The 14,477-nt window shown below is 74.6% G+C and carries 12 protein-coding genes; 10 read left to right on the forward strand and 2 right to left on the reverse strand.

What is annotated here, in order from left to right; translation table 11 throughout:
* Positions 1 to 1,156: PQQ-binding-like beta-propeller repeat protein (locus ABZ641_RS01895; protein ID WP_359978424.1), on the forward strand; the 1,156-nt coding region annotated here is incomplete at its 5' end.
* Positions 1,157 to 1,184: 28 nt separating this feature from the next.
* Here the strand turns inward: ABZ641_RS01895 and galE are convergent.
* Positions 1,185 to 2,159 carry a UDP-glucose 4-epimerase GalE gene (gene galE / locus ABZ641_RS01900; RefSeq protein WP_359978427.1) on the reverse strand — a complete coding sequence of 325 codons (975 nt, stop codon included), beginning with the start codon at positions 2,157 to 2,159 and terminating at the stop codon, positions 1,185 to 1,187.
* Positions 2,160 to 2,311: 152 nt separating this feature from the next.
* Between galE and ABZ641_RS01905 the strand changes: the two genes are divergently transcribed.
* From ABZ641_RS01905 to ABZ641_RS01915, 3 genes are all read left to right on the forward strand, one after another.
* Positions 2,312 to 3,949 carry a glycosyltransferase family 2 protein gene (locus tag ABZ641_RS01905; protein WP_344621394.1) on the forward strand — a complete coding sequence of 546 codons (1,638 nt, stop codon included), beginning with the start codon at positions 2,312 to 2,314 and terminating at the stop codon, positions 3,947 to 3,949.
* 192 nt (positions 3,950 to 4,141) lie between these two features.
* On the forward strand, positions 4,142 to 7,072 hold the full coding sequence (locus tag ABZ641_RS01910; RefSeq protein WP_344621395.1) for a bifunctional glycosyltransferase family 2 protein/CDP-glycerol:glycerophosphate glycerophosphotransferase: 2,931 nt from the start codon (positions 4,142 to 4,144) through the stop codon (positions 7,070 to 7,072).
* The gene (locus ABZ641_RS01915; protein ID WP_344621396.1) at positions 7,069 to 8,211 is read left to right on the forward strand and encodes a glycosyltransferase; all 1,143 of its coding nucleotides are present in this window, start codon (positions 7,069 to 7,071) and stop codon (positions 8,209 to 8,211) included. Before ABZ641_RS01910 ends, ABZ641_RS01915 begins: the two co-directional genes overlap by 4 nt.
* A gap of 398 nt (positions 8,212 to 8,609) precedes the next feature.
* On the opposite strand, the gene ABZ641_RS01920 is transcribed toward ABZ641_RS01915, so the two are convergent.
* Positions 8,610 to 9,797 carry a sensor domain-containing protein gene (locus ABZ641_RS01920; RefSeq protein WP_359978429.1) on the reverse strand — a complete coding sequence of 396 codons (1,188 nt, stop codon included), beginning with the start codon at positions 9,795 to 9,797 and terminating at the stop codon, positions 8,610 to 8,612.
* 338 nt (positions 9,798 to 10,135) lie between these two features.
* On the opposite strand from ABZ641_RS01920, the gene ABZ641_RS01925 reads away from it, so the two are divergent.
* From ABZ641_RS01925 to ABZ641_RS01950, 6 genes are all read left to right on the forward strand, one after another.
* Positions 10,136 to 10,543: an NADH-quinone oxidoreductase subunit A gene (locus ABZ641_RS01925; protein ID WP_359978431.1), complete on the forward strand. Its 408-nt coding sequence runs from the start codon at positions 10,136 to 10,138 to the stop codon at positions 10,541 to 10,543.
* A complete protein-coding gene (locus ABZ641_RS01930; RefSeq protein WP_344621399.1) occupies positions 10,534 to 11,157 on the forward strand; it encodes an NADH-quinone oxidoreductase subunit B family protein in 624 nt (207 codons plus the stop codon). The genes ABZ641_RS01925 and ABZ641_RS01930 overlap by 10 nt, the downstream gene beginning before the upstream one ends.
* Before the next feature lie 149 nt (positions 11,158 to 11,306).
* A complete protein-coding gene (locus ABZ641_RS01935; RefSeq protein WP_359978468.1) occupies positions 11,307 to 12,272 on the forward strand; it encodes an NADH-quinone oxidoreductase subunit C in 966 nt (321 codons plus the stop codon).
* A complete protein-coding gene (nuoH, locus tag ABZ641_RS01940) occupies positions 12,269 to 13,228 on the forward strand; it encodes an NADH-quinone oxidoreductase subunit NuoH (RefSeq protein ID WP_359978432.1) in 960 nt (319 codons plus the stop codon). The genes ABZ641_RS01935 and nuoH overlap by 4 nt, the downstream gene beginning before the upstream one ends.
* Positions 13,228 to 13,779, forward strand: coding sequence for an NADH-quinone oxidoreductase subunit I (locus tag ABZ641_RS01945; RefSeq protein WP_344621402.1), 552 nt, complete (start codon positions 13,228 to 13,230; stop codon positions 13,777 to 13,779). The genes nuoH and ABZ641_RS01945 overlap by 1 nt, the downstream gene beginning before the upstream one ends.
* Positions 13,776 to 14,477 (forward strand): NADH-quinone oxidoreductase subunit J, encoded by a 702-nt coding sequence (locus ABZ641_RS01950; RefSeq protein WP_359978434.1) that lies wholly within the window; start codon positions 13,776 to 13,778, stop codon positions 14,475 to 14,477. The genes ABZ641_RS01945 and ABZ641_RS01950 overlap by 4 nt, the downstream gene beginning before the upstream one ends.

Below are 14,477 nucleotides of genomic sequence, written 5' to 3' on the forward strand. Positions count from 1 at the left end.
CGCGCCGGCCGCGCCCGCGGCCACCGACTGGGTCCGCCGCGCACCCGTCCCGGCGCCCGCCCCGGCGCCGCGCTGGCGGCCCTGGCGGTTCCGGATGTCCAACGACGTCTGGGGCACCCCGGTGGTCGCCGACGGCACGCTCTTCGTCTCCAGCTTCGAGGTGCACGCCCTGGACATCGCCTCCGGCGAGCGGCGCTGGAAGACCCGCGACGTCGCCTGGGCGCTCGCGGTCGCCGACGGCCGGGTGCACGCCGCCGACGGCCCGCACCTCTACACCGTGGACGTCGCCGACGGCACCGAGCGCTGGCGCAACTCCCTCGACGGCTGGGTCTACTCGCTGGACGCCGCCGACGGGGTGCTCTGCTGCGGCATCAGGGGCGGCGGCGTGCAACTGCGTTCGGCCGCCAACGGCGCGGAGCTGTGGCGCGCCGACGACGCCCAGCAGGACTACGAGAACCCGCAGTCCGGGCCCGCCCTGGTCGGCGGCTGCGCCTACTACTACGGCGGCGGGCGGCTGCGCTGCGTCGACCCGCGGGGCGGCGGGCTGCGCTGGTCCGTGCCGGTCGGCGAGGACGTGCCCTCCCGCCCGGTCGAGCGCGGCGGCGTGCTGTACGTCACGGCCGGCCCCCGGGTGTACGCCCTGGACGCCGCCACCGGCGCCGAGCGCTGGCGCTTCGACGCGCCCGTGGTGCTGTTCACGCCGCCCGCGCTGGACGCCGGCGCCGCCTACGTCGCCGACTACCTCGGCACGCTCTACGCCGTCGACCTCGCCACCGGGCGGGAGCGCTGGCGCGGGCGGACGGGCAGCCGGCAGGGCGCCGAGCCCGCCGTGGTCGCCGACGGCGCCGTGCTGCTCGGCTCGGGGGAGACCCTCCACGCCTTCGACACCGCCACCGGGCGGGAGCGCTGGCGGTACGCCGCCCGCGGCGAGATCGTCGGCTCCCCGGCCGTCGCCGACGGCCTGGTGCACCTGGGCAGCCGGGACCACTCGCTGCACACCGTGGACCTCGCCACCGGCCGGCTCCGCTGGGAGCTCGGCACCAAGGGCGAGCTCACCGGCTCGCCGGTGGCCGTCGCGGGACGGGTGTTCGCGGGCAGCAAGGACCGCTGCGTCTACGCGCTGGACTCCTACTACGGCACCGCGGTGCCGCAGTAGGACGCGGGGAGGCCCCGGGGCCGGCCCGTCACAGCCCCGGGTGGCGGGCCCGCCAGCCCGCCCAGGCGGACTCGATCATGTCGTCGACGCCGTACCGCGCCGACCAGTCCAGCTCCTTGTGGATGAGGTCGGCCGCGGCGACCACCCGGGCCGGGTCGCCCGCGCGGCGCGGGGTGACCTCGGGCTCCACCGCGAGGCCGGTGATCCGGGCGATCGCGTCCAGCATGCCGCGGACGGAGACGCCCTCGCCGCGGCCGATGTTCAGGGTCAGGCTCACCGGCTCCCCGGCCGCGTCCAGCCGGCGGACGGCGGCCAGGTGCGCGGCCGCCACGTCCTCCACGTGGATGTAGTCGCGGATGCAGGTGCCGTCCGGGGTCGGGTAGTCGTCGCCGAAGACCAGCGGCGGCAGGCCGTCGGTGAGCCGCTGGAAGACCATCGGCACCAGGTTGGTGACCCCGTCGTCGGCCAGCTCCGGCGAGGCCGCGCCGGCCACGTTGAAGTACCGCAGCGAGACCGCCGACAGCCCGTACGCCTTCGCGGCCGCGGCCAGCAGCCACTCGCCGATCAGCTTGGTCTCGCCGTACGGGTTGATCGGCTCGCACGGGGTGGACTCCGTCACCAGGTCGGTGTCCGGCATGCCGTAGACCGCGGCGGAGGAGGAGAACAGCACCTTGCGGACGCCGCCCGCGACGGCCGCCTCCAGCACCGTCCGCAGGCCCTCGACGTTCTCCCAGTAGTAGAGCAGCGGCTCCGCCACCGACTCGCCGACCTGCTTCTTGGCCGCGACGTGCAGCACCCCGGTGACCCCGTGCTCGCGGACGGCCGCGTCCAGCAGCTCCCGGTCGAGCGTCGAACCGACCACCAGCGGCACCCCGGCGGGCAGCCGGTCGGCCGAGCCGGAGCTGAGGTCGTCGAGGACGACCACCCGCTCGCCGGCCTCCGCCAGCTGCCGCACGACATGTCCGCCGATGTAACCGGCGCCGCCCGTGATCAACCAAGTCATGCCCGAGATCCTATGCGGCACCCGTTCGAAACCCCGGTGACCGGCGGCCGGTGCGGGCCGGGCGTGTTCGAGTCGAGTTGTCCGACACCCCGATAAGTACGGTCCGGTACGATCGCAGGCGGTTATCGTCAGCGGGAGGAGCAGGTCGCGGGATGACCGCCAGCACTCCCGGCACGGCGCCCAGCACGTCACCCCAGGTCAGCGTCGTGGTGATCGTCTTCGACGACGCCGCGCACATCACCGCTGCGGTGCGCTCGGCGCTCGCCCAGGGGGACTCCGTGGCCGAGGTGATCGTCGTCGACGACGCCTCCACCGACGCCACACCCGAACGCCTGGCCAGGCTCGCCGCCGCCGACCCCCGCGTGAGAGTGATCACTCGCACGGAGAACAGCGGCGGCTGCGGCACCCCCCGCAACCAGGGCCTCGCCGCGGCCCGCTCGCCGTACGTCATGCTGCTCGACAGCGACGACGTGCTCGCCCCCGACGCCGCCCGGACGCTGCTGCAGACCGCCGTCGCCGAGCAGGCCGAGGTGGTCGCCGGGGTCTGCGTCCGCCGCGAGCTGCCCGCCGGCACCGACACCCCCTGGCAGCGCGACCTCTTCCCCGCGGCCGGCGCCCCGTCCCGCCGCTACGAGGGCATCGGCGAGCGCCCCGAGTTCCTCCGCGACACCCTCTGCGTGAACAAGCTCTACCAGCGGGACTTCCTCGACAAGCACCAGGTGAGGTTCGCCGAGGGCCCGGTGCACTACGAGGACTTCGTCTTCACCGCCCGGCTGTACGCGGCCCGGCCGCGGCTGGTCGCCGTCGGCGACACCGTCTACCTGTGGCACGTCCGCCGGGAGGCCGGCCGCCAGTCCATCTCGCTCCGCCGGGACGAGGTCCGCAACTGGCAGGACCGGGTGGACGCGCACGCCGATGTGGTGCGGATCCTCGCCGAGGCCGGCGAGCCGGACCTCGCGGACGCCGCCCGCACCAAGTTCATCGACCACGACCTGCGGATGTACATCCGCGAACTGCGGCAGAAGCCCGCCGCCTACCGCGCCGCCTGGTGGCGGATCGCCCGCACCCACCTGGCCGGCTTCGGCCCCGCCCCGCTGCGCGGCGCCACCCCGGCCGGCCGCTGGCTGAGCGAACTGCTGCTGGCCCGCCCCGAACCGGTCGAGGGCACCGACCTCGCCCGCGCCTGCGAGCTCGCCGCCGCCCCGCCCCGGCTCGCCCCGCCCTACCTCGCCGACGAGGACGGCCGCCCCGTCCTGGTCGACGGAGTGCCGCTCACCGGCCTCGACGAGCTGCCCCCGGCCGGGCTGCCGCTGGCCGTCGACGGCACCGTCCGGCTCGGCCCTGTCTGCAGCGTCCGGCTGCGGCTGCACGACCCGTACGGGCTGGTTTCCGCCGCCCGCCCCGTCCACGTCCGCCTGGAGCTGCGCACCCGGCTCGGCCCGCCGCTCACCGTCGGCCGCGCCCTGGAGCTGGACGCGCACCCCGACGGCGGCTGGACGGCCGAGACCACCGTGGACGCCTTCGAACTGCGCGACGTCGGCGAGATGACCGCCTGGTCGCTGCGGGTCGTGCTGGGCTTCGAGAACGGCGACCGCGCCGCCACCGCCGTCCGCGCCCCGGGCCTCGGCAAGCGGCACGCCGTCGTGTACCGGCCGCTGCTGCGCCTCGCCCTCGTCCAGGCGTACGGGACGACCAACGGCGAGCTCGGGATGCGGGTCGCCGACGGGGTGCGCGGCGGCTGGGAGGTCGTCCGGGCCCGGCTGCGCCGGGTGCTGGCCCGCCTCGGCTGAGGGCGAACGGCCCGCCCGGGCCGGGCGTACGACGGCCGTCGGGGCGCCCGCGGGACGGGGCACTCCCCGCGCGGTGGGAGAATTCATCCCATTCCCATGATGCCGTGGCTCAATCGGCAGAGCCGCCGCGGCAGCGTCGGAGACCCTCAGCACGCACCCTCAAGCACCACCCGACGACAAGGACCCCCGTCCATGCCCTCCAGTCAGGCGCAGCCGCTGGTCAGCGTCATCGTGATCGTCTACAACGACGCCGCCCGGCTGCCCCGGGCGGTGGCCTCCGCCCTCGGACAGTCGCTGCGCGGCCTGGAGGTGCTGATCGTCGACGACTGCTCGACCGACGACAGCTTCGCCGTGGCCCGGCGGCTGGAGCAGGAGAACCCGGGCCGGGTGCGGGCCCTGCGACTGCCCGCCAACAGCGGCGGCTGCGGCGCCCCGCGCAACCACGGCGTGGCCGAGGCCCGCGGCGAGTACGTGATGTTCCTGGACAGCGACGACGAGCTCGCCGAGCACGCCGCCCGCAACCTGTACGAGGCGGGCTCCCGCACCGGCGCCGACCTGGTCTCCGGCCTGAGCGTGCGCCGTTTCCTCGGCAACCGGTACGGCAAGACCGACGCCTGGTACCCGTGGATCTACTCGCGCACCCGCACCCTGGAGTCGATCGCCGAGCTGCCCGACCTGCTGGTCTGGGACACCCTCTCCACCAACAAGGCCTACCGCCGGACCTTCCTCGCCGAGCACGCGCTGACCTTCCCCGTCGGGATCCTCTACGAGGACCTGCTCTTCTCCTCGCAGGCGTACCTCGCCGCCGAGCGGATCACCCTGATCCCCAACCGGGTCTACTGGTGGGACGTCGCCCCGCCGACCAAGGGCGAGCGCTCGCTCTCCAACCGCCGCCACGAGATCCGCAACTTCACCGACCGGCTGGAGATCCACCGCCGGATCGACGCGATGCTCGCCGACCGCGGCATGGTCGAGCTGAAGTACCGCAAGGACGTGAAGTTCCTCAAGCACGACCTGGTGCTGCACCTGCGCGACCTGCCCTTCCTGCCCGAGGACTTCCGCAAGGAGTTCGCCGAGCACGCCCGCGGCTACCTGGCCGGGCTCGCCCCGGAGGCGTACGAGGAGGTCGGCAGCCCGCAGCGGATCTGCGCCTACCTGCTCGGGCAGGACGACTGGGACAACCTGCTGCCCGCCGTCGACACCCTGATCAACCGGGACAAGCTCGCCGCCCCGCTCACCGAGCAGGACGGCCGGGTGTACTTCTGCGCCGACCACCTCGACGACCCCGAGGGCCGCAAGGTGCTCGACGTCACGGCGCACGGCTACCACGCGGCCCCGCTGCGCAAGCTCTTCCTGCGCAACCGGCTCACCCACTACGCGGCCGGGCCGCAGGGCGTCGAGCTGGCCGGCCGGATCGTCAACCCGCTCGGCCGGATCCCCGCCGACGCCAAGCTCGCCGCCCGGCTGGAGTTCTCGCCGCGCCGCAAGGGCCTCAAGTCGTTCACCTTCCCGGTCGCCGACGTCCGGCACGACGGCGACGGCATCGCCTGGCGCGCCACCGCCGACCTCGCCCGCCGGCTGCGCCCGCTCGGCATCCTGGACGCCGTCTGGGACGTCCGCTGCGTGCTGACCGCCAACGGCGAGCGCACCACCACCCGGCTCACCGTCGGCGACCTCGACCTCGCCTCGGCGGCCGCCCCCGCCGTCCGGCCCCGGCTGACCCGGCTCACCGGCGACCGGCTCGCCCCGCACGCCACCGCCCGCGGCCACCTCGCCTTCGAGATCGCCGCGGAGGGCGCCGCCGCCCGCCGCGGCACCGACCTCGTCGAGCGGGCCCTGCGCGGCGAGGCCTCCGCGCTCGCCAACACCGCCGCCGACCGGGCCCGGCGCACCGCCCGCGGCGCGCTGCAGCTCAAGCGCACCCTGAACAACGGCGACACCAAGCTGAAGGTCTACCACCGGCTGCTGCAGCGGCTGCCCGTGGTCAAGGGCCAGGTGGTCTTCGAGAGCCAGCAGGGCCGGCAGTTCAGCGACAGCCCGCGCGCGGTCTACGAGGAGCTGGTGCGCCGCGGTGCGCCGATGAAGCCGGTCTGGTCGTACGCGAAGTCGACCGAGGGCTTCCCGTCCGGTGCCGCCCTGGTGCGCCGCTGGTCCTGGAAGTACCTGCGGGCGCTGGCGCAGGCCGAGTTCTGGGTGGACAACCAGGGCTACCCGTACCGGCTGCGCAAGCGCCCGGAGACCACCTACATCCAGACCTGGCACGGCTCGGCGCTCAAGAAGATGGGCTTCGACCTGGCCTCGCTGAAGCGGCAGACGCCCGTCCAGCAGGCCGAGTACCTGTCCGGGCTGAACCGCTTCGACCACTTCGTCGTCCGCTCCGAGCACGACGTGCGCACCCTCGCGCCGGCGTACCGGATCGGCGAGGAGCGGCTGCTGCGGGTCGGCTACCCGCGCAACGACGTGCTGCTGCGCGAGGACGCGGGCAAGGACCGGCAGCTCGCCGGCGAGCTCGGCATCGACCTCACCAAGCCGGTGGTGCTGTACGCGCCGACCTTCCGCGCGGACGCCCGCGGCAGGGTCCGCGCCTTCGAGCTGCCGTTCGACGTCGAGGAGTTCGCCGAGCGGTTCGGCGACCGGCTCACCCTGCTGGTGCGCTGCCACTACCTGAACCGGGTGGTGCTGCCGCCGTCCGTCCGCGGCCGGGTGATCGACGTCTCCGAGGTCCAGGACGTCACTCCGCTGTACCTGCTCTCCGACGCGCTGATCACCGACTACTCGTCCCTGATGTTCGACTACGCGCTGCTCGACCGGCCGATGCTGTTCTTCGCCCACGACTGGGAGGAGTACGCCGAGGACGTCCGCGGCACCTACTTCGACCTGCTGCGCGAGGCGCCCGGCCCGGTGCTGCGCGACGCCGGCGAGCTGTACGCGGCCCTGGACGAGCTGGAGGCCACCGGCAAGGAGTACGCCGACCGGCGGCGGGAGTTCGCCGCCGCCTACGGCGAGTACGACCGGGGCGACGCCGCGGCCCGGATCGCCGACCTGATGTTCGGGCCGGCCCCGGCGGCCGCACGGCCCGGGCACGACGAGCAGGACCAGCAGGAGCGGGAGGCCGGCCGGTGAGCCGCGACATCTTCATCGTCAGCAACAGCGTCGACGAACTGGGCGGCGTCGCCAGCTGGTCGCACCGGATGGCCGAGCTGCTGACCGGCCGCGGCCACCGGGTCGAACTGATCGGCATCTGCCCCGCGGTGCTGCACAAGGACTTCGGCGACGGCCTGCCGTACGGGATGACCACCCTGTACGACGGCCAGCCGCCCGCCGCCTGGACGCCGGCCTACCCCTGGCAGCGGCTGGACGTCGCGGCCCGCCGCCGGCAGTCCGTCCGCGCGGCCGGGATGCGCGAGGCCGCCGAGCGGATGAGCGCGATGTTCCGCGCCGCCCGGCCCGGCGCCGTGGTGATCGTCACCCAGGTCTGGGCGATGGAGTGGGTCGCGCTCGCCGACCTGAAGGGCCTCCAGGTCGTCGGCATGAGCCACGAGTCCTTCGAGACCTGCCGGGCCTCCTCGCGGTTCGGCCGGGTGCAGCGCCACTACGCGGACGTCGACCGCCTGGTGGTGCTCACCGACGAGGACGCGGACGCCTGGATCCGCCAGGGCATGAACTCGACCTGCGGCATCCCCAACCCGCTGCCCTTCCCGGTGCCGGAGACGGCCGCCCCCGCCGCCCGCACCGTGGTCTCGATCGGCCGGCTCGCCCAGGAGAAGGGCGTCGACCTGCTGCTGGAGACCTGGGCCGAGGCGATCCGCGGCCGCGAGGGCTGGCGGCTAAAGGTCTACGGCCTCGGCGAGGAGGAGGAGGCGCTGCGCGCGCAGTGCACCGCCCTCGGCCTCGACGACTCGGTCGAGTTCTGCGGGCGGACGGACGACGTGCCCGGCGCGCTCGCCGGTGCCGGGATCTTCGTGCTCTCCTCGCGCGGCGAGGGCTTCCCGATCTCGCTCATGGAGGCGATGGCCTGCGGCGTTCCCTGTGTGGCCTTCGACTGCGCACCGGGCGTGCACGAGATCGTCCGGGACGGCGAGGACGGCCTGCTGGCCCCGGTCGGCAACACCTCCGCGCTGGCCCGCCAGCTCGGCCGGCTGATGGACGACGACGAGCTGCGCGACACCATGGGGGCGCGGGCCCGGGAGGCGATCGTGCGGTACTCGCCGGAGCGGGTGCTGGACCGGTGGGAGGAGCTGTTCGCCCTGCTGGAGGCATGAGCCGGGCAGGTGCGGCGTGCTCGGGCGCGCCGCGGCGGTGATTCGGACATACAGCTGAAATGCTGACGAAGTCGGCCTGTCCGTCGCGCCCGCGCACAGCCTCGGGAGGAGCCCCGGTGCGCCCGAAGAAGGAACCCACCCGACCGTCCCCGGCCGGCCCGCGCCCCACCGGGCCGAGGCTCCGGGTGCCGACCGGCGGCTGACCCCCGCCACCGGGGCCGGGCCCGGCGACCGCACCGCGCAAGGGTGGCGGCCGCCGGGCCCTCCAACGCCCGGCCCTCCGGCGATCGGCTGCTCGGCGCTCGGGCATGTCGTCGAAGGGCGGTCGGGTGGTTGATCCAGGGCCCCCACGCGCCCCTGGGTGCCCGATCGCCCTCGAAGGCACGCCGTGGGGCCGGTCAGGTCCGGGCGGCCCGCGTCCGCCAGGGCAGCTCGACCGTCACCGAGGTCGGGCCGCCGGCCGGGCTCTCCACCAGGAAAACCCCGTCCACCGCGCCCACCCGTTCGGCCAGGCCCGCCAGTCCGCTGCCGGTGCGCGGGTCGGCCCCGCCCCGGCCGTCGTCCTGCACCACCAGCATCAGCCGGTCGCCGGACCGCCAGGCGTCCACCGTCGCCGTCCGCGCCCCGGCGTGCTTGGAGACATTGGTGAGCAGTTCGCTGACCGTGAAGTAGGCGATCCCCTCGACCGCCGGGTCCGGCCGCTCGGCCCCCTTCAGGTCGACGTGCACCTTCACCCCGCCGGGCACCGTGCAGCGGGCCGCCACCGCCGAGAGCGCGGCGTCCAGCCCGCGGTCGGTGAGCACCGCCGGGTGGATGCCCCGGGCGAGGTCCCGCAGCTCCCGCAGGGCCAGCTTCACCTCGCCGTGCGCCGCGTCCACCATCCGCGCGGCCCCCGCGACCTCCTCCGGCGTCCGGCTCTCGGAGAGCCGCTCCCGGGCCAGGCCGAGGTCCATCGCCAGCGCCACCAGCCGGGCCTGGGCGCCGTCGTGCAGGTCCCGCTCGATCCGGCGCAGGTCCGCCGCCGCGGTGTCGACCACCGCGCCGCGGTCCTCCTCCAGCTCCCGCACCCGCTCGGTCAGCGCGTTCGGGCACAGCAGCAACCCGACCAGCATCCGTTCGACCGCCGCCAGCCCCCGCATCGCCCACGGCAGCACCGGCCAGCCGACCAGGACGAGCACCAGCGTCACGGCGAAGCCGATGATCCCCCACGGCAGCAGCAGCACCCCGAACAGCACCGAGCGCCAGCTCAGCCCGTCCGTCAGACAGGCCACCACCCAGCCCGCCGGCCCCGGCCGCACCGGCGCCAGCGGGGCGGCCTCCGGCACGTCCGAGCCCAGCGCGGCCCGGGCCCGCCGCCGGGCCAGCGCCCCCAGCCAGCGGCTGCCGGCCAGGCCCGCGGCCAGCAGCGGCAGGCCGAGCACCGTCACCGCCAGGCCCAGGCCGACGCAGAGCGTCACCACCGTGAAGACGAAGCCGGCGATGCCGAGCGGCAGGTTCAGCAGCATGTGCTGCACCTGCAGCCACAGCGGCCGCCCGTACAGCGAGGGCCGGGCCGCCTTCTCCTCCTGGCCGACCTGGTCCTTCATCCGTGCACCGCCCTCCCGACGGACCTCGCCCCGTCACCGCCGGCGGACCGGGCGCCCCCTCGGCGCCCCGCCGTCCGCTGCCCGACCAGCATCGCGGGTCGCCGCGGGCCGCCGCCATGGGGGTGGACGCCGTCCCCGCCCGGGGGTTAACCCCACCCCCGGGACACCCGCTCCGGGCGGTGCCAGCGGGGCGGGTGTCCAGCATGCGTCTTGCGGATCGGGCGGGTTCAGGAGTAGACGAGCGGTGCACTTAGACTCACGCCTGAGTAATGGTTATGAGCGCGTAAAGAGATCGGATCCCGCCGCGCGGCGGGCCCGGCCGATGTGGAGGCGAACGCATGGAGGGGCAGCTGGCTGCTGCCGGCCCTGCCGCGGGCAGTGGCTACTTCGACGCGTACGCGGCGGTGGGCATGCTCGCCGTCGTCGGCGTGCTGTTCGTCGCGGTGTCGTTCACCGCCAACCGCCTGCTGCGCCCGGTGGTGTACTCGCCGGAGAAGCTGCTGGCGTACGAGTGCGGAGTGGACCCGGTCGGCGAGGGGTGGGCGCAGACCCACATCCGCTACTACGTCTACGCCTTCCTTTACGTGATCTTCGCGGTCGACGCGATCTACCTCTTCCCGTGGGCGACGGTCTTCGCCGCCGCGGGGTACGGGGCGGCGACGCTGGTGGAGATGTTCGTCTTCATCGGCTTCCTCGCGGTCGGACTGCTCTACGCCTGGAAGAAGGGCGTTCTGGAATGGACGTGACCCACGCCCACGCGCACGGCGGCGACGGCCCCGTGCCGCTCGGCATCCCCGACCCGGCCCACCCGGGCGCCGTCGAGCCGCGCCGGCTCGGCCCGCTGGCCCGGCTCGCGCCGGACCCGGTCAAGGTGGTCCTCAACTGGGGCCGCCGCTACAGCCTCTGGTGCTTCAACTTCGGCCTCGCCTGCTGCGCGATCGAGTTCATCGCCGCGTCGATGGCCAAGCACGACTTCATCCGGATGGGAGTCATCCCGTTCGCGCCCGGCCCCCGCCAGGCCGACCTGATGATCGTCTCCGGCACGGTCACCGACAAGATGGCCCCGGCCGTCAAGCGGCTCTACGAGCAGATGCCCGAGCCCAAGTACGTGATCTCCTTCGGCGCCTGCTCCAACTCCGGCGGCCCGTACTGGGACTCGTACTCCGTGACCAAGGGCGTCGACCAGATCGTCCCGGTCGACGTCTACGTGCCGGGCTGCCCGCCGCGGCCCGAGGCGCTGCTCCAGGGCATCCTCAAGCTCCAGGAGAAGATCGCCGCCGAGTCGCTGCCGCAGCGCTACACCGCGCCTGCCTCCGCGCTCCGCCGCGGGCTGGTCGCCGGACCGGAGGGCGCGCAGTGACCACCCCCGAGCAGCCCGGGACCGAGCCGGTGCCGGGCGCCGAGCCCGCCGTTGCCGCGGACGCCCCCGCCGGGCAGCCCGCGGCCGAGCAGCCGGTCGCCGAGCAGCCCGCCGCCGAGCCGACCCCGGCCGAGCGGACGGCCGCCGGGATCGGCCCCTGGGCGAGCGCCACCGAGGCGTACGGCCTGCTGACCGTCGACGTCCCGGCCGAGCACTGGATCGAGGCGCTGACCGCCGCCCGCGACGGCCTCGGACTCAGCTACTTCGACTGGCTGAGCGCCGTCGACGAGCTCACCGAGGGCTTCTCCGTCTCCGTCCACCTCGCCGACGTCGCCACCCCCGGCGCCGTCCGCCACCTGCTGGTGCGCACCCGGGTGCCGCGCGAGAAGGCCGCCCTGCCCACCGCCGTCGGCGTGTACGCCGGCGCGGCCTGGCACGAGCGGGAGACCCACGAGATGTTCGGCATCGACTTCGCCGACCATCCGCACCTGGTCACCCTGCTGCTGCCGGACGGCTTCGAGGGCCACCCGCTGCGCAAGGACTTCGTGCTCGCCGCCCGGGTCGCCAAGGCCTGGCCCGGTGCGAAGGAGCCCGGCGAGTCCGACCACGGCGACGGCCCCGCCCGCCGCAAGATGCAGCCTCCCGGCGTGCCCGACCCCAACGAGTGGGGCCCGCTCAAGGGCACCCTGCCGCCGGTGGCCGAGCGCCCGGCCCGGGCCGCCCGCACCCCGCGCGCGGCCGGCGCCGCCCCCCGCGCCGCCGGAGCCGGTCCCCGTGCGGCCGCCGCCGGGGCCGAGGGCGCCCCCGTCCGGGCCGACCGGCCGCGGCGGACCCGTTCGATCAGCGAGGGTTCGGTCAGCCAGACCGCACCCGAGGCACCCGCGGCCCAGCCCGAGGCACCCGCCGCACCCGCGGCCCCCGCCGAGGAGCGGCCGCGCCGGACCGCCCGGACGCAGTCCTCGGACGCACCCTGGCACGCACCCGTCCCGGCCCACGACGAATCCCCGGCGGAGCCCGCGAAGCCCGAGCCCGCGAAGCCCGAGCCCGCCGGGCCCGAAGCCCCGCAGGACCCCGACACCCCGCAGACCCCCGGCCAGGACGGAGACGGCGCGTGAACCTCCTCGACACGCTGCTGCGCTGCGTCGCCACCCTGGTGGTCTTCCTGGTGCTGCCGCTGGTGATCGGCCAGACCGAGCACAAGGTCATGGCGCACATGCAGGGCCGCCTCGGCCCGATGTACGCCGGCGGCTTCCACGGCTGGGCCCAGCTCGTCGCCGACGGCGTCAAGTTCGCGCAGAAGGAGGACGTCGTCCCGGCCGGTGCCGACCGGCGGATCTTCCGGATCGCCCCGGCCGTCGCCCTGCTGCCCTACCTGCTGGTGCTGCTGGTGATCCCGGTCGGCCCGAACGGCTTCGTCGGCCAGGCGATCGACGCCGGCATCTTCTTCGTGCTGGCCGTGATGGGCATCGGCGTGCTCGGCTCGCTGATGGCCGGCTGGGCCTCCGCCAACAAGTTCTCGCTGCTCGGCGGCCTGCGCACGGCCGCCCAGCTGATGTCGTACGAGCTGCCGATGCTGCTCGCGGCCGCCTCGGTGGCGATGGCCGCCGGCACGGTGTCGCTGCCCGGGATCGTGGACGCCTTCCACTGGTGGTGGATCCCGTGGCAGGCGATCGGCGCCTTCGTCTTCTTCACCGCCGGCCTCGCCGAGCTCCAGCGGCCGCCGTTCGACATGCCGATCGCCGACTCGGAGATCATCTTCGGTGCCTACACCGAGTACACCGGCCTGCGGTTCGCGCTCTTCCTGCTCTCCGAGTACGCGGGCATCCTGGTGGTCTCCGGCCTGACCACGGTGCTCTTCCTCGGCGGCTGGCACGGCCCGCTGCCGGACTCGCTCGGCTGGCTGTGGACGCTGCTCAAGACCTTCGCGCTGGCCTTCGTGGTGATCTGGATCCGGGTCACCTACCCGCGGCTGCGCGAGGACCAGCTGATGCGCTTCGCGTGGACGGTGCTGATCCCGCTCGCGCTCGTCCAGCTGGCCCTCACCGGCATCGTCAAGGTGGCGATCTCCTGATGGCTCTCAACATCCCCGGCACCGGCCTCGCCAAGGGCCTGGCCGTCACCCTGCGGACCATGACGCGCAAGAGCGTCACCGCGCAGTACCCCGAGGTGCAGCCCGTGCTGCCGCCGCGCTCCCGCGGCGTCATCGCGCTGCTGGAGGAGAACTGCACGGTCTGCATGCTCTGCGCGCGCGAGTGCCCGGACTGGTGCATCTACATCGACTCCCACAAGGAGACGCTGCCCGCCGCCGACCCGAACGCCCGCGCCCGCACCCGCAACGTGCTCGACCGCTTCGCGATCGACTTCTCGCTCTGCATGTACTGCGGCATCTGCATCGAGGTCTGCCCCTTCGACGCCCTGTTCTGGTCCCCGGAGTTCGAGTACGCGGAGACCGACATCCTGGAGCTCACCCACGAACGGGACCGGCTGCGCGAGTGGATGTGGACGGTGCCCGCGCCGCCCGCCCTCGACCCCGCCGCCGAGGAGCCCAAGGAGATCGCGACCGCCCGCAAGGCGGCCGAGAAGCTGGCCGCCGCGGCCGCACAGGAGGGTGAGGACGCATGAGCACCCTGCTCGCCGCCACCGGCTCGCTGGAGCCGGCCGCCCGGTCCTTCCTCTCCCCGACCGGGGCCGAGGTCGTCTTCCTGCTCGTCGGCCTGGCCGTGCTCGGTGCCGCCGTCGTCTCGGTGACCACCAAGCAGCTGGTGCACGCCGCGCTCTGGCTGGTCGTCGCGCTCGGCGGGCTCGCCGTGGAGTTCCTGCTGCTCACCGCCGAGTTCATCGCCTGGGTGCAGGTGCTGATCTACCTCGGCTCGGTGGTCGTGCTGGTGCTGTTCGGCCTGATGCTCACCCGGGCGCCGATCGGCCGCTCGCCGGACGCCGACTCCGGCAACCGCTGGGCGGCCCTGCTGGTGGCGCTGGCCGCCGCCGGCACCCTGGTCACCCTCGTCGCCGACGCCTTCCGCACCAGCTGGATCGACCTCACCGCGGGCGGCGGCTCCACCCGCGCCACCGGCGAGTACCTCTTCCGCCACTGGGTGCTGCCCTTCGAGGCGCTGTCGGTGCTGCTGCTGGCCGCGCTGGTCGGCGCGATCGTGCTCTCCCGCAGCACCTCCGGCACGCTGCCCCGGCCGCGCGCCGGGAAGCTGCGCGCCGGCAAGCCCGTCGGCCGGCCCGCCGCCCCCGCGGCGACCGCTCCGACCGTTCCGGCCACCGCCAATCCCCCCGCGACCGCCCCGACCGCCCCCGCGCAGGAGCGCTGA

Source organism: Kitasatospora sp. NPDC007106, assembly GCF_040634455.1.
GTDB lineage: Bacteria > Actinomycetota > Actinomycetes > Streptomycetales > Streptomycetaceae > Kitasatospora > Kitasatospora arboriphila.

Excerpts from the sequence above, each read along its gene's own strand:
- ABZ641_RS01950 (WP_359978434.1), top strand. The coding sequence starts at position 13,776 with ATGAGCACCCTGCTCGCCGCCACCGGCTCGCTGGAGCCGGCCGCCCGG.
- ABZ641_RS01920 (WP_359978429.1), bottom strand. The coding sequence starts at position 9,797 with ATGAAGGACCAGGTCGGCCAGGAGGAGAAGGCGGCCCGGCCCTCGCTG.
- ABZ641_RS01910 (WP_344621395.1), top strand. The coding sequence starts at position 4,142 with ATGCCCTCCAGTCAGGCGCAGCCGCTGGTCAGCGTCATCGTGATCGTC.
- ABZ641_RS01945 (WP_344621402.1), top strand. The coding sequence starts at position 13,228 with ATGGCTCTCAACATCCCCGGCACCGGCCTCGCCAAGGGCCTGGCCGTC.
- galE (WP_359978427.1), bottom strand. The coding sequence starts at position 2,159 with ATGACTTGGTTGATCACGGGCGGCGCCGGTTACATCGGCGGACATGTC.
- ABZ641_RS01925 (WP_359978431.1), top strand. The coding sequence starts at position 10,136 with ATGGAGGGGCAGCTGGCTGCTGCCGGCCCTGCCGCGGGCAGTGGCTAC.
- ABZ641_RS01905 (WP_344621394.1), top strand. The coding sequence starts at position 2,312 with ATGACCGCCAGCACTCCCGGCACGGCGCCCAGCACGTCACCCCAGGTC.
- ABZ641_RS01930 (WP_344621399.1), top strand. The coding sequence starts at position 10,534 with ATGGACGTGACCCACGCCCACGCGCACGGCGGCGACGGCCCCGTGCCG.